At 61.6% G+C, this 14677-nt stretch carries 11 protein-coding genes and 1 pseudogene; 3 read left to right on the top strand and 9 right to left on the bottom strand.

The window, feature by feature from the left end:
* Nucleotides 1-110: 110 nt before the first annotated feature.
* Both QMG25_RS06140 and QMG25_RS06135 read right to left on the bottom strand, forming a co-directional pair.
* Nucleotides 111-1580: a catalase gene (locus tag QMG25_RS06140; protein WP_283458261.1), complete on the bottom strand. Its 1470-nt coding sequence runs from the start codon at nt 1578-1580 to the stop codon at nt 111-113.
* A 2-nt stretch (nt 1581-1582) separates the two neighbouring features.
* Complete coding sequence (locus QMG25_RS06135; RefSeq protein WP_283458260.1) at nt 1583-2050, bottom strand: Fur family transcriptional regulator; 468 nt, start codon at nt 2048-2050, stop codon at nt 1583-1585.
* Between the two features lie 152 nt (nt 2051-2202).
* On the opposite strand from QMG25_RS06135, the gene QMG25_RS06130 reads away from it, so the two are divergent.
* Nucleotides 2203-2838: a DUF2461 domain-containing protein gene (locus QMG25_RS06130; RefSeq protein ID WP_283458259.1), complete on the top strand. Its 636-nt coding sequence runs from the start codon at nt 2203-2205 to the stop codon at nt 2836-2838.
* 73 nt (nt 2839-2911) lie between these two features.
* Here the strand turns inward: QMG25_RS06130 and QMG25_RS06125 are convergent, their stop codons facing one another.
* Together QMG25_RS06125 and QMG25_RS06120 are read right to left on the bottom strand one after the other, a co-directional pair.
* The gene (locus tag QMG25_RS06125; protein WP_283458258.1) at nt 2912-3700 is read right to left on the bottom strand and encodes an oxygenase MpaB family protein; all 789 of its coding nucleotides are present in this window, start codon (nt 3698-3700) and stop codon (nt 2912-2914) included.
* A gap of 345 nt (nt 3701-4045) precedes the next feature.
* Nucleotides 4046-5461 (bottom strand): FAD-dependent oxidoreductase, encoded by a 1416-nt coding sequence (locus tag QMG25_RS06120; protein WP_283458257.1) that lies wholly within the window; start codon nt 5459-5461, stop codon nt 4046-4048.
* A gap of 204 nt (nt 5462-5665) precedes the next feature.
* Between QMG25_RS06120 and rarD the strand changes: the two genes are divergently transcribed.
* Nucleotides 5666-6649: an EamA family transporter RarD gene (rarD, locus tag QMG25_RS06115; RefSeq protein ID WP_283458256.1), complete on the top strand. Its 984-nt coding sequence runs from the start codon at nt 5666-5668 to the stop codon at nt 6647-6649.
* Nucleotides 6650-6669: 20 nt separating this feature from the next.
* Here the strand turns inward: rarD and QMG25_RS06110 are convergent, their stop codons facing one another.
* The 4 genes from QMG25_RS06110 to QMG25_RS06095 form a co-directional block, all read right to left on the bottom strand.
* Nucleotides 6670-7491 (bottom strand): universal stress protein, encoded by an 822-nt coding sequence (locus QMG25_RS06110; protein WP_283458255.1) that lies wholly within the window; start codon nt 7489-7491, stop codon nt 6670-6672.
* A gap of 147 nt (nt 7492-7638) precedes the next feature.
* Entirely contained in the window at nt 7639-8385 is a 747-nt protein-coding gene (locus QMG25_RS06105; protein ID WP_283458254.1) for a hypothetical protein, read from the bottom strand.
* Between the two features lie 536 nt (nt 8386-8921).
* The gene (gene gabT / locus QMG25_RS06100; RefSeq protein ID WP_283458253.1) at nt 8922-10283 is read right to left on the bottom strand and encodes a 4-aminobutyrate--2-oxoglutarate transaminase; all 1362 of its coding nucleotides are present in this window, start codon (nt 10281-10283) and stop codon (nt 8922-8924) included.
* An 85-nt stretch (nt 10284-10368) separates the two neighbouring features.
* Nucleotides 10369-11799 carry a gamma-aminobutyraldehyde dehydrogenase gene (locus tag QMG25_RS06095; RefSeq protein WP_283458252.1) on the bottom strand — a complete coding sequence of 477 codons (1431 nt, stop codon included), beginning with the start codon at nt 11797-11799 and terminating at the stop codon, nt 10369-10371.
* Nucleotides 11800-11940: 141 nt separating this feature from the next.
* Between QMG25_RS06095 and QMG25_RS06090 the strand changes: the two genes are divergently transcribed.
* Complete coding sequence (locus tag QMG25_RS06090; protein WP_283458251.1) at nt 11941-13389, top strand: PucR family transcriptional regulator; 1449 nt, start codon at nt 11941-11943, stop codon at nt 13387-13389.
* A 109-nt stretch (nt 13390-13498) separates the two neighbouring features.
* Here the strand turns inward: QMG25_RS06090 and QMG25_RS06085 are convergent.
* Nucleotides 13499-14677: pseudogene (locus QMG25_RS06085) on the bottom strand (hypothetical protein); the annotation flags it as partial.

Below are 14677 nucleotides of genomic sequence, written 5' to 3'. Positions count from 1 at the left end.
AAGTGCAAACTCGATGTCGTTTCGGGGCATAACGACGGCGGCACCCGGCCCACGCTGAACGCGTGGGACGGGTGCCGCCGTCGTGCTTGGCTGTCGTACTTGCCTAGGGACTAGGCCTTGGACGCCTGCAAAGCTTCGATGGCCTTGCGAACACCTTCGCCGTAGGCCGGATCGGCCTGCGTGCAGTTGAAGATGTGGCGCTCGACGGTGGCCTCGGAGGCACCGTCAATGGCACGCGCGGTGTTCTCGAACAGCACCTGGCGCTGAGCGTCGTCCATCTTCTCGCGGAACAGGATGCCGGGCTGCTCAAAGTAGTTGGCATCATCTTCGCGGAAGTTGAAACGGTCAGCTGTGGCACCAATAGCCTGTGCCGGATCGGCGTAGGCCGGCTGCTCGGCCCAGCGGCCGTAGGAGTTCGGCTCGATGCCGGGGGTGCGGCCCTGGTTGCCGTCAACGCGACCCTGGCCGTCACGGTGGTACGTGTTGGCCGTGGGGTTCTTCGGCGCGTTCACCGGGATCTGGTGGTGGTTCACACCGAGGCGGTAGCGCTGTGCATCACCGTAGGAGAACAAGCGGCCCTGAAGCATGCGGTCAGGGGAGAAGCTGATGCCCGGGACCACGTTGGCCGGCGCAAATGCTGCCTGCTCAACGTCTGCGTGGTAGTTCTCCGCGTTGCGGTTCAGTTCCCACTCGCCAACCTCGATCAGCGGGTAGTCTTCCTTGCTCCAGACCTTGGTGAGGTCGAACGGGTGGTACTTGTACGTCTCTGCGTCGGCTTCGGGCATGATCTGCACCATGAGCTTCCACTTGGGGAAGTCGCCGTTCTCGATCGAGTCGAACAGGTCGCGCTGGTGGGATTCGCGGTCGGAACCAACCAGTGCGGCCGACTCTGCGTCGGTCAGGTTCTTGATGCCCTGCTGGGTGCGGTGGTGGAACTTGACCCAGAAACGCTCGCCTTCGGCGTTGATCAGGGAGAAGGTGTGTGAGCCGAAGCCGTGCATGTGGCGGTAGCTGGCCGGGACGCCGCGGTCGGACATGACAATGGTGACCTGGTGCAGGGACTCGGGCAGGTTGGTCCAGAAGTCCCAGTTGTTCTCGGCGCTGCGCAGGTTGGTGCGCGGGTCGCGCTTGACGGCGCGGTTCAGGTCCGGGAACTTCAACGGATCGCGGAAGAAGAACACGGGGGTGTTGTTGCCCACCAGGTCCCAGTTTCCTTCATCGGTGTAGAACTTCAGCGAGAAGCCGCGGATGTCGCGCTCGGCGTCGGCAGCGCCGCGCTCTCCGGCAACGGTGGAGAAGCGGGCAAACATTTCCGTCTTCTTGCCCACTTCGGCGAAAATGTTCGCCTTGGTGTACTTGGAGATGTCATTGGTGACGGTGAAGGTTCCGAAGGCACCTGAGCCCTTGGCGTGCATGCGGCGCTCGGGGATGACCTCGCGGCTGAAGTGGGCCAGCTTCTCAAGGAACCAAACGTCCTGCAGCAGCAGCGGCCCGCGGGGTCCCGCAGTGAGGCTGTCTTGGTTGTTGGCAACTGGCGCGCCTGCGGCTGTGGTCAGCGGCGCGGTGTTCTCGATAGTCATCTTTATTTATCGCTCCTAGTACTCGTGAGATCGTGTTCGTTCAGAAGTCTCTTGCTTGCACAGTCCGGGCAAGTGCCCCAGTAGATGACCTCGGCTTCATCAATGCTGAAACCGTGGCTGTTGGAGGCATGCAAACATGGTGCGTGGCCGACAGCGCAGTCGACATCGGCAATGTCCCCACAGGTTCGGCACACAACGTGGTGGTGGTTGTCTCCCACCCGCGTTTCAAAGCGTGCCGGTGACCCTGCCGGTTCAATGCGATGCACCAGGTTTGACTCGACAAGGACCGCCAAGACGTCGTAGACGGCCTGTTTGGAAACACTGCCCAAGTCATTCCGCACCTCACCAATAATGGTGTCGGCATCGGCATGTGGATTGGAGCTGACTGCTTCCAAAACGGCGAGGCGGGGTCGAGTCACGCGCAGTGATACTGCCCGCAACATCTCTTCCGACTGCTGTTTGGTGACCATGTGTCAACTATCCCTTTTCTTCTGGACTCAGTCCAGTTAGGCCCTCCTAAGATGGTGCATTCCCTCCTCCACAGGTGGTGCACGATGGCCGCCGGCCCACAGATGCGGTGGCGGCCATGGCAGCATTTTCGACGCATCCCTAGGCTCGAACCATGAACACGTTTACTGGAATTCCGACAGCGGCCCTTGAGTTTTATGCGGCTTTGGAACAGCACAACAACAAGACGTGGTGGCTGGAACACAAAGACGCGTACGACGCCGATGTGCGCCAGCCGCTGTTGGCCCTCCAAGGTGGCTTGTCGAGCAAATTTGGGCCCGGCAAGCTGTTTCGCCCCTACCGGGATGTGCGCTTTTCCCGTGCCAAGGAACCGTACAAAACCGCTCAAGGCATGTTCACCTCGAACTATGGGGAGGTGGGTTTTTACCTGCAGATCGATGCCGCTGGGCTGCTGCTGGGCGGCGGCTGCCATTCCTTTCCTCCCGCGCAGCTTTCCCGGTATCGTGCAGCCGTGGATGCCGCAGCGAGCGGCAAGGCTTTGGCGGGCATCGTGACGGAGCTGGCCGGCGCCGGCTTCACGGTTGAGGGAAGGGTATTGAAGACAGTGCCGCGCGAGTTTCCCCGGGATCACCCCCGTGCCGAACTCTTGAAGCACAAGACACTCAGTGCCTCAACCCGGTTGGGTCGGCCGGAATGGCTTCATACGGCTGGGGCGCTCGAGCGGATCTCCGGGCAATGGGAAATGCTGCGCCCTCTCGTTGATTGGGTGCTCCGCTATGCCGCCCCGTAGCCGCCATCCCCCAACCGGACCAGTTGCCATCGCAGGCCGGTCAGAGGCGCCCCAGTGGATGCGTTGGCCGTGATTAGCCGGGGATGCGCTTGAGATAAAAATACATGGGGGCGCGGCGCATTTTCTTGGGCGTGAGGGGAACCAACTTGGCAGCTGCCGAGAAGAGGAGCTGCAGGAGCTTGTCACTGCGCAGGGACCACGGCAGGGCATACATTTGTCGCACCGGCGGAGGGAGCATGCCGGCAGTCAGGAACCGTGCCAGTGGCATGGCCGCTTTCACCCACCACGGGGCATTCGTGGCTGCCAGAAGTTCGGCCGCCGCCGCCCTGACTGTGTCATCCACTTGCAGCCGCCCCAATTGCTGCTCCCAGTACACCGTAAAGTCGGCACGCGTTTTGGGCCAAAGACCGGCAGGCATGCCCAGCGCAGTGCCCAGCACGGCATAGCTTTGGTACACGGATTCTGCGTCGGAGGCAGTTAGGGCCGGGAACACGGCGTCATATGTTTGGCAGGCTGACTCGTAAAGCGTGGCAGCCACCCACAATTGCAGTTCCGGGTCGGCGGCATTGTAGGCGGGCACCTGCCCGGAAGCAGTCGCCTTGACGGGCAGGTGGGCTCGCTGAACCTGCCTCTGCACCGTCTTCCGTTGTCCCGGAGTGCCGTTGCTCAGCGCATAGATGTAGGCCAGCGTGCCATGAAACCGTTTGAGTGGATCAACGGCGAAACTTGAGTGCCGCGCCACGCCGTAACCCACGGAGGGGTGAGCCAGCTGCAACAAGATGGCGCGGCCGGCACCCGCCAGCAGCACGGATTCCGGTGCCACCTCAGCCAAGGTCATGGGGGCTGTTTCTATTACCGTCATGTTCTCAAGCGTGGCATGTCCGGGACGTTGCGGCCGCATCCCAGTGAATGCTGCCGAGTGTCTTTTCGGGAAGGCCAACAGTTTCTTCCTTTCGCAGGTACGAGTTCCAGGACCAGCCAGACGGCGAAAAGGGCCCGGGCGGGTGTCCCCAGGTTCAACATCTGGCAGCCGCACAGTAGTGCCGCCACAATGGGAAAGACAGGACCGAAGGGGACCCGGAAGCCGAGCTTGAGGTTGGGAGGCTTGCAGCGCAGAATCAAAAAGCCGAGAATCTGCGTGCTGGCAATGCCCGCCGCCTCCCACATTAAGGCTGGGCATCCGTTGTTTTTCGTCGAGCAGCAGGGGCTACTTTTTGGAGATGTTTACCATCTGCTCGCGTTCCACGATCTTGATGCGTTCGCGGCTAACCTCAACTCCGGGTTGCGGCTCATAGCTGGCACCCAGGTGCTTCTCATGGGCATCGAGTTTGTTCCACCCTTCCCAGGTGGTGAATTCAATGCCACGGGATTCCAACAGCTCAAGGATTTCCTCTTCGCCCGGATGCTCCGCAATGGGCAGGCTGAGCCTGTCCTCGAGCAGGCAGCCGATGGTTTCCAACGCATCCCCCTTGGTGCTTCCAATCAAACCAACCGGTCCACGCTTGATCCAGCCAGTCGCATAGAGGCCCGCCACTTGGGTGCCATCGACCCCCAGCACGCGTCCGCCGTCGTTCGGGATGACACCTCGGCGGGCATCAAAGTGTACTTCTGGCAGCTCGGAGCCCAAATAGCCGACAGCACGGTAGACAGCCTGGACTGGATAGTCGATGAACTCGCCGGTGCCGCGCGCATTGCCGGTGCCGTCAAGTTCATTGCGTTCAAAGCGGATGCCTGAGACGTGACCGTCGGTCCCGGCAATTTCCACCGGTGTGTGGAGGAAATGCAGGTGGAGGCGGCGTGATGCCGCAACCCTGCCTTCCTCGTGCTCTTCCACCAGCCAGTTGGTGAGCGTCTTGACCATGATCTTGACCTGATTGTTGCTTTTCATGGCAGCATCCGAGGCCTCGTCAAAGTCGAAGTCCTCTTCGTACAGCACGATGTCCACATCGCGCGACTGGCTTAATTCCCGCAATTCAAGCGGCGTGAACTTGACCTGCGCGGGGCCGCGGCGGCCAAAAATGTGCACATCGGTCACCGGCGAGGACTTCAGGCCCGCATAGACGTTGTCCGGAATCTCGGTCGTCAACAGGTCGTCTGCATGCTTGGACAATACGCGAGCCACATCCAGCGCCACGTTTCCGTTGCCGATGACGGCGACTTCCTTGGCGTGCAGCGGCCATTCCCGGGCAACGTCCGGGTGACCGTCATACCAAGAGACAAAGTCGGCGCCGCCGTAGGACCCGTCAAGCTCGATGCCGGGAATATTCAGCTCTGCGTCCTTCGTGGCACCCGTGGCAAAGATGACGGCGTCGTAGAAGGAACGGAGCTCGGCGAGGGCGAGGTCCCGTCCATAGGTGACATTGCCAAAGAAGCGGATATCGCCGCGGTCCAGCACCTTGTGAAGGGCATTCATGATCCCCTTGATCCGCGGATGGTCAGGTGCCACGCCATAGCGGATCAGGCCATAGGGTGCCGGCTGGGACTCGAAGATGTCAATGCTGACTTGAACCTCGCCGTCGGCAACTTCCTGGGACTTCGTCAGTATGTCTGCTGCATAGATGCCCGCCGGGCCGGAACCAATGATGGCAACGCGGAATGGGCGGGCAACGCTCGAGTTAGCCAAGAAAGAGGTCCTTCCGAACGGTGAACCGCAACATCAGGGAATGACTGTTGCGTGCGGTACGCGAATTAAGCACTGTTTTCCTAGTCTAATTGCCAACGCGCCGTGCCCGTAAGGGGCCGTGACTAAAAGTGACAAATCACTCAACCTGGTTGGACGGTGGCACAGCCATGGCTTTTAACATACATCAGTGTTGTTATTGGGTTTGTGACAATTCGCAAACCCCGGACAGGCAGTGCCTCCGGCAATCGGACGAAGGCCGTCAAACCGGCGCGTTCCACCGCCGCCTCCGGTGCGCTTTATGGGGTGGGGGCCTATGGCATTTGGGGAATGCTGCCCATCTACTTCATCTTGCTTGCGCCAGCGAACAGCTTTGAGATTGTTGCCAACCGCGTGGTGTGGTCGGTGATTTTCTGCGCCGGCATCATCACCGTTGGCCGGGGCTGGGGAAAGCTGGCCACCGCTGTGCGAAGCCGGCGGATCGTGGCCACGCTGGCGGTCGCTGGGTTCCTGATTGTCATCAACTGGTTGACTTATGTCTTTGCCGTGACCAGCGGCAACGTCATCGAGGCAGCCCTTGGCTACTTCATCAACCCGCTGGTTTCCGTGCTCATCGGTGTTGTGGTCCTGAAGGAAAGGCTCCGACCCCTGCAGTGGCTGGCCGTGGGTGTGGGATTCGTGGCCGTTGTGGTGTTGACGTTCAGCTACGGCAAGCCGCCATGGATTGCGTTGGTGCTGGCGTTTAGCTTCGGCAGCTACGGATTCGTCAAGAACCGGATGGGCGGCAGGGTTGACGCCATCACCAGTCTGAGCATTGAGACAGCCGTGTTGACCCCCTTTGCCATTGCAGGCATGCTGATGCTGGCAGCAATCGGTCAGGCAACGTTGACAGACATGGGGGCCGGACACTTTTGGCTGCTGGCCTCCACCGGCATCATCACTGCCGTCCCCCTGCTGTTCTTTGGCGCGTCTGCCAGCAGGTTGTCCATGACGGGGATCGGGCTGTTGCAGTTCATGACCCCTCTCATCCAGTTCATCGTGGCCGTCGCCGTCCTGGGCGAGCACATGGGCACGGAGCGTTGGATAGGATTCGCCATCGTCTGGGTGGCGCTGGCCATCCTGATCACCGACATGCTGATGAATTACCGACGCAACGCACGGTTGCGGAAATTCGCCGTTCTTCAGGCTTAGGCCAGTCCGGACGGTGCGGCCTAGATCCCCTGCCGTCGGAAGTCTCGTGGGACTACCACCATGGGCACCGGCAGCGCACGCAGGATCTTGTTGGCTGTGGAGCCCAGGAAGATTTTCCTGTTCTCCGCCAGCCTGCTTGAGCCCACAACAACAAGTTCACCGGATTTCCAGCCAATCCCGTCGATGGCTTCCTCAATATTGCGCCCGTGAGCCAAGGTGACGGTGACCTTTGTGTCAGGCAGCTTCGCCGCAGCCTCTGCCAAGACCGTGTTGACGTGCTGCTTGGCGGGGCTCAGGGCGTTGCCCAGATCGAAGTCGGACTGTTCTGTCTGGTCGATCTCAACCACCGAAACCAGCCGCAGCGGCACGTGGCGCCTGCCGGCTGCGGTGGTGCCCACGTTGAGCACGGCCTGCCATCCTTCCCGCACGCCTGTCATGACAGTGAGCCTGGTGAGCGGATCCTTGCGGTTGTAGCCACGGGGGGCCAGTGCCACAGGAACCGGAGAGGCGTGCAACAGCCCATTGGCCACCGAGCCCACGGTGAACCGCTTGAACAGGCCGTTGCTGGCAGCGCCCACAACGATCAGAGCCGCATCGTCCTCCTGGGCGGCAGCAATGAGGCCATGGACAAAGGAGTCGGCAACCTTCGTGGAAAAGGTGGCTGGCACATCGTCGGGCACCATCAGCAGTGCCCGCTTTTCCATCTCCGGGTCCGACGACTTGCTGCCGTGCACCACATGGACAAGATGGAGTTCAGCGCCTTGGGTCCTGGCTGCAACACTTGCAAGGGCGACGGCGTCGGCGCCTCTCTCATCGGGGCGGTATCCAACAACGTATTTCATGCTTTAAACCCTTCGTTGGGTGGCACACCGCTCCGGACCCACCGGCTGGCAGCTTGTAGCACTGACTGTACAGGCAGCCGATGCTGCCGGACAGGGCCGGATGGCTGCCGGACAGGGCACGATGGCTGCTCTTTTGCCAAGCCCGGACTACGCGTCGGGCTTCTTGGCAGGCTCGGGCTCGAGCTCGCCTTCGACCGCCGTAAAAATCTGCGGCTTACCGATAACCCGCACCACCATGGCGCACAACAGGGCAGCAGCAGCCACCGCCAGGATCTGCGGGGACGCCTGACTCCAAAGATAGGTCCACGACGGCACATCTATGGAACTATCTCCCAGCATGAGAGACTCCGGCCGGCTGGCGATCGGAAACAGCTGCACGGAAAATGTGCCAAGAAACCCCGCGACCAGCAACACTGCGGCCACGCCCGCTGCAGCCGCACCCGAAATTGTTCCGTTCGGCCGCACGATCACCCAGGCAGCGAGGATGCCCAGGGCCAGGATGATCAGCGGGTAGGTGGACATGCTGAGAATGTATGGCCAGTCAATGACAGCTTCACCTTCGTTGACCTGCTGCTGGCCGTACGTGTGGAACTGTTCCACAAAGAGGCGGATGGATGCCAGTGAGATCCACGCCACCGCCGCGGCGGCAAGCCCCAAGACAAGGACCGCAGTATGCAACCACCGTGAGAACCGTGCGTAGTGCCGGGCACCCATCAGCAGAAGAAGCACAAACGCGGCCACTCCCGGCACCAGCAGCCACACGCCGACGTCCACCAAGGCGGAGCCCCACGGCACCACCATCAGTCCATGGAAATCATCCGGAGCAGTCGTCCTTGCCGTGGGCAGCAGGAACTGCGCCGTCCAACAAAACAGGCCAACTGCCACGACCAACACGGATACGCCAAGCCCCTGCAGCCATGCCCTCCCATTCCAGTGCCGGCCAGACTCCGGCACTGGCTCCGGTACATCCTGTGCCCCACGGAGATCCTCCTCCGAAGCTGTGCCGGGAAACGGCTCAGGGGTTCTTTCAGCGTTCGGTTGTGCAAGACGCGTGGACACAGCTTTCGGCGCAGGAGACTGTAGGGGAACGGCCGACTCCGTGGCCTCGTCCTGCTCCGGCTCCGAGACCCGCCCCGCATCGAGGTCTGCCTCGCCCCCTTGCTGGAACATTGCCGGGTACCGCGTGTCAAAATCTGGATTGCCCATGCCACCTCAAGGTGCGGTTCAGTGTGGGAAGAAAGTGCCTCCAGCCTACCCAGCACGGCAGCCGGTCGGGGCATGCATGACACCGGGGACTTCGCCGGCTCCTTAATACACAGCGCCGATTGGTGGGCTGCACAAGGAAGCCCGCCAATCGCCGTCGTACTTGGGGTCGCGACGCCTCGAGTGGAGACGAGACCACAAAAGGCTCGCGCACCGACTCTGGCTCGTCAGGCCGCCTTCCGGATGGCTTCGCACAGCACGTCGAGGCCGTCGGTCAGCAGTTCCTCGCTGATGACAAGCGGCGGGAGCAGACGGATCACGTTGCCGTAAGTGCCACAGGTCAAAATCACAACACCGGCCTGCAGGCAAGCGGCGGCGATGGCCTTGGTCGCCTCGGCGTTGATCTCCTTGGTGGTGTTGGCGGTGCCGGGCTTGACCAGCTCAACAGCCATCATGGCGCCGCGGCCGCGAATGTCGCCAATGATGCCGGCGTCGCCCATTTCCTCCGCCAGTGCCGTGAGGCGGGCGGTGACGATGCGCTCGATGTTCCGGGCGCGGCCGTTGAGGTCGTGTTCCTTCATGGTTTTGATGGCGGCCAACGATGCCGCGCAGGCGATCGGGTTGCCGCCGTAGGTCCCGCCGAGGCCGCCGGGGTGCACGGCGTCCATGAGGTCGGCACGGCCGGTGATGGCGGACAGCGGCAAGCCACCGCCGATGCCCTTGGCCATGGTGACGATGTCCGGGACAACGCCTTCGTGCTCGGAGGCGAACCATTCGCCTGTCCTGCAGAAACCGGATTGAACTTCGTCGGCGATGAAGACGACGCCGTTCTCCTTGGCCCAGGCGGCCAGGGTCGGCAGAAAGCCGTCCGCCGGGACAATGAAGCCTCCTTCGCCCTGAATTGGTTCAATGAGGATGCCGGCCACGGCGTCGGCACCAATCTGCTTTTCAATCATGCTGATGGCGCGGCGGGCGGCATCCTGGCCCTTGAGCTCGGATTCCTCGCGGTAAGGGTAGCTCATGGGCACGCGGTAGATCTCCGGCGCGAACGGGCCAAAGTTCCTTTTGTACGGCATGGCCTTGGCTGTTAGCGCCATGGTCAGGTTGGTGCGGCCGTGGTAGGCGTGGTCGAAGGCAACGATGGCGTCGCGGCCGGTGGCCAGTCGTGCCACCTTCACGGCGTTTTCCACGGCCTCGGCACCGGAGTTGAACAGCACGGTGCGCTTCTGGTGCGTGCCGGGGGTAAGTGCGTTAAGTTCCTCGGCGACTGCCACGTAGCTTTCGTAGGGGGTGACCATGAAGCAGGTGTGGGTGAAGTGGCCCACCTGCTCACGGACGGCTTCCACCACGTTCGAATCCGAGGCGCCCACGGAGGTCACCGCGATGCCGGAGCCCAGATCGATGAAGGAGTTGCCGTCCACGTCGGTGATGATGCCACCGTCGGCGTCGGCCACGTAGACGGGAACACTGGATGCGACCCCGCCGGCCACCACTGCCTTGCGGCGGGCATCCAGTTCCACGGACTTCGGGCCGGGGAATGTCCCCAATATCTGGCGCTTTTGGGCAAGGCGGTACTGAATATCTGTCATGACATTCCTTTCAACGTGGCCAACAAGGTGAAGTGTTTCGGATTCGTCCGGGGCTCGGTCGCGACGCGCGGCGTCCCCGAGCATGTCAGGAGTCGAGGTTGCTCATGACGTGCTTGATGCGGGTGTAATCCTCGACGCCGTAGATGGACAAGTCCTTGCCATAGCCGGACTGCTTGAACCCGCCGTGCGGCATTTCGGCCGTGAGCATGATGTGGGTGTTGATCCACACGGCACCAAAATCCAGGTCGCGGGACACGCGCATGGCAACACCATGGTTTGTGGTCCAGACGCTGGAGGCAAGGGCATAGTCGACGTCGTTGGCCATCTCGACGGCTTCTTCCTCGGTCTTGAAGCTCTGGACTGTAATGACCGGTCCGAACGTTTCCTGTTGCACAATGTCATCGGACTGCTTGACGCCGTCAACCACTGTGGCCTCAAAGAAGAAGCCCTTCTCTCCAACACGCTTGCCGCCGGTCACAACGGTTGCATAGTCCGGAATGTTCGCAACAACCTTCACCACCTGATTGAAGTGGTTGACATTGTTGAGCGGTCCGAAATAGTTCTTGGAGTCGTCCTCGAGACCGGTCTCCAGCCCCTTGGTTGCCGTGGCCAGGGCGGACACGAACTCGTCGTGGGCCGACTCCTCCACGAGCACCCTGGTGATAGCTGTGCAGTCCTGGCCGGCGTTGAAGAAGGAATACTCAGCAATTTCCTGGGCAGTCTTCCCCAAGTTGGCATCGGCAAAAACTATGGCGGGAGCCTTGCCGCCCAGTTCCAAATGTGCGCGCTTGAGACCCTTGGCGGCGCCGGTGGCCACGGCAATGCCGGCCCGGACCGATCCGGTGATGGAGACCATGGCAGGGATTTTGTGATCAACCAGCGCGGCACCTGTGGCACCATTTCCCAACACAAAGTTCAACACGCCGGCAGGGACAATGTCCTTGGCGATGTCGGCAAACACCAGAGTGCTTTCCGGGGTGGTGTCGCTGGGCTTGAGCACCACCGCGTTGCCGGCTGCGAGGGCCGGGCCGATCTTCCAGATCAGCATCAGGAACGGGTAGTTCCACGGTGTCACTTGGGCAATCACACCCACAGGTTCACGGCGCACAAACGAGGTGAAGTTCTCCATGTATTCCCCGGCGGAGCGGCCCTCCAGCACGCGGGCTGCACCGGCAAAGAAGCGCAGCTGGTCGGCACCTGCGGCCACTTCCTCCGCAGCGATCATGGCCTTGACCTGACCGGTGTTGCGGTGCTGGGCTTCGACGAGTTCGTCGCTGCGGGCCTCAATGGCGTCGGCAAGTTTGAGCAGGACGCTCTGGCGCTGGGCGGGCGTCGCATGCTTCCAGGTCTTGAACGCAGCGGCAGCGGCATTCATGGCAGCATCCACGTCCGCTTGGCTGGAGATGGGCGCCTTGGCCACAATCTCCCCGTTGCTGGGATTGACGATGTCAAGGGAATCTGTCCCTGTGACGGAAACGAATTCACCATTGATGAAGTTCTGCAAGGTTTGGACCACGGTGTTCAACCTCTTTAGCTCGATGTGGACGCTGCGGAATCAACGCCGCATATGCGAAAGCCTAAGCCCGAGGGCAAGCTCGGGAGAATGGCCAAGTGCACCATGGCATATGTGTGCTTAGTGCGTTTGTATAGTTAGGGCATGGCACTTTCCTTGGCTGACCTGCTTGTCACACCCGGCTTGTCCCTGAAAAACATGGGCTCGGTGCGGACTCCCCTGACCGCGGCCATCGACTGGGTTGCCGTCACCGAGCTGGAAAATCCGCAAGCGTTCCTCAGCGGAGGAGAGCTGGTGCTGACCACCGGCGCACGGCAGGGCACTGCCGACGCACAGCGTTCCTTCGTCCGGCAGATCAAGCGCGCAGGCGCCGTCGGGATCGGTTTTGGCATTGGATTTGAACACGATTCAGTCCCCCCGGCCCTCTTGGCCGAGGCGAACCGTTGGGCAGTTCCGGTGGTGGAGGTCCCCTACAGCACCCCCTTCATCGCCATTGGCAAGCTCGTTGCCGATGCCCGGGCAGCGGACCACTTCACCAAACTGGAGCGGCTGCTGCGCGAGCACCAAGTGCTGGCCCGGGCCCTGCTAACAGGCGGCGGCCTTGACGCCCTGCTGAAAAAGCTCGCCGCCATGGTGGCGTCGGACCTTGTTCTCACCCAGTACGGCGCCGAAGTTGCTGCTACCTCCCCTGGTGCTGCCCCGGACGACGGCGGATGGCACGCGGTTGCGCTGTCGACGGGCAAGCGGGACTCCAGCAAATTGTGGCTCCGCAAGCCCTTCCATGACGATGGAATTGTTGACTATGCACGCGGACTCATCAGCATTGAACTGAACAACCTGGTGCAACGCAGGCAGAGTGCGAGGCAGATCGCAGGCCAGACCATTTCCGACATACTTCGAGGCACATTGGAGGCCCCCGATGCCGCCGCACGCCTGGAAAACCTCGGCGTTGCACCGACCGCAAAGAATTTTGTCCTGCTGGTGGGAGCCGACGAAGGAAAGTTCGCCACCATCTCCACCATGTCGCTGCCAGCCGCGCTCGAATCAGCAGTGGCAGCCACGATCCGCACGGAAGGCAAACAGGAGCTGCTGCTTGTGGTGCCAACCCATGCGGGGGACCCGGCCAGGTTGGGCAGGGACTTGAGCCACCAAATGCACAACGTTGGCATCCTAGCGCCGGTGGGAATTGGCGGATCATATTCACAGGCCAACGGGTTGCGCTGGAGTTACTTTGAGGCACGGGAAGCAGCCACGAGGGGCTTGGACGTCAATGTTCCGGAACGGCTCAGCCTGACATCCTTGCTTTTGGCCAGCGAAGACGTGCCCATGGCTGACATGGCTGCCGAGGCCTTGGGCCCGCTGACTGCCTTCGATGCGGCCCACGGCTCCGATCTGGTCGATACCTTGGAGACATACTTGCGCCTCAACGGTTCAGTGGCGGCCGTGGCCGAGGTTCTTGCCCTGCACAGGAACACTGTCCGTTACCGGCTCACCCAAATCACCGAACTCACCGGCTACGATCCTTCCTTGACGCCCGACCGCGTGCAATTGTGGCTGGCTTTGGCAGTGCGCAGGTTGTCCCCGCCTGCCTGATCCGGTACCTGTAGGGCACTGAAACAGAAGGGCGGGGACACCAGCTTTGTTGCTGGGGCGGGCTTGCCCGAACTTCCGCGCAGAAAACGCCCACCCAAGCTTCGTTGCGTTATGCTCGAACCGCTGAAATACTGCGACGGTTGAATGTGCGCAGCATCAAGAGTAGTCCCAACCCGGCGATGAGCGCCATGACCGACCAGTAGACCGGCCACAAACCGCTGCCTGTGTAAGCCAACTGGTTGGGTGCCGAAGCGACACGGACCTGGATGCCTGTGCCCATGGAACGCACGTCGCTCGAAGCACCGTCAATGGCTGCCGGTGCAATTTGAACACCCGAGGCTGCTGGCGCGGCTGGAATGGCAGGCGTGACTGATGTTGCCGTTGATACGGGCGTGGCCGTCGCGACCCGAACGACAGGAACGCTTGGGGTCGCAGGCACGGCCGGGACCAGCGGTGTCGCCGGTGTGACGGGCGAGGCCGGGAACAGCGGTGTCGCCGGGATTCCCGGTTCTGCAGGCGTGACAGGCGTTGTCGACGAGCCAGTGTTGCTGGCCTGCGAACCATTCGAGACAGCATTGCCCAAAACACCCACAGCATTACCGGAAACATTCACCGGCACCGCGACCGGAACAGCAACCTGAACACTGTCCACAACATCAGCCACCACACCATCCAGCAACCCACCACTGCCCAAACCACCATTGTTCGATGGCCCCGAAACAACCGCACCCGAACCGGCACCCTGCTCAACAGCCGGAACAAGCGTGCTGTTGCTGGCCTGCGAACCATTCGAGACAGCATTGCCCAGAACACCCACAGCATTACCGGAAACATTCACCGGCACCGCGACCGGAACAGCAACCTGAACACTGTCCACAACATCAGCCACCACACCACCGCCCGAACCGCCATTGCTCGACGGCCCCGAAACAACCGCACCCGAACCGGCACCCTGCTCAACATCCGGAACAACCACGCTGTTGCTGGCCTGCGAACCATTCGAGACAGCATTGCCCAGAACACCCACAGCATTACCGGAAACATTCACCGGCACCGTGACCGGAACAGCAGCCTGAACACTGTCCACAACATCAGCCACCACACCACCGCCCGAACCGCCATTGCTCGACGGCCCCGAAACAGACGCACCCGAACCGGCATCCTGCTCAACATCCGGAACAACCACGCTGTTGCTGGCCTGCGAACCATTCGAGACAGCATTGCCCAGAACACCCACAGCATTACCGGAAACATTCACCGGCACCGTGACCGGAACAGCAACCTGAAC

The organism is Arthrobacter sp. H35-D1 (genome assembly GCF_030063185.1).
Classification (GTDB): domain Bacteria; phylum Actinomycetota; class Actinomycetes; order Actinomycetales; family Micrococcaceae; genus Specibacter.
The sequence above is the reverse complement of the archived record's forward strand: the minus strand, read 5'-3'. Positions and strand labels throughout refer to the sequence as shown.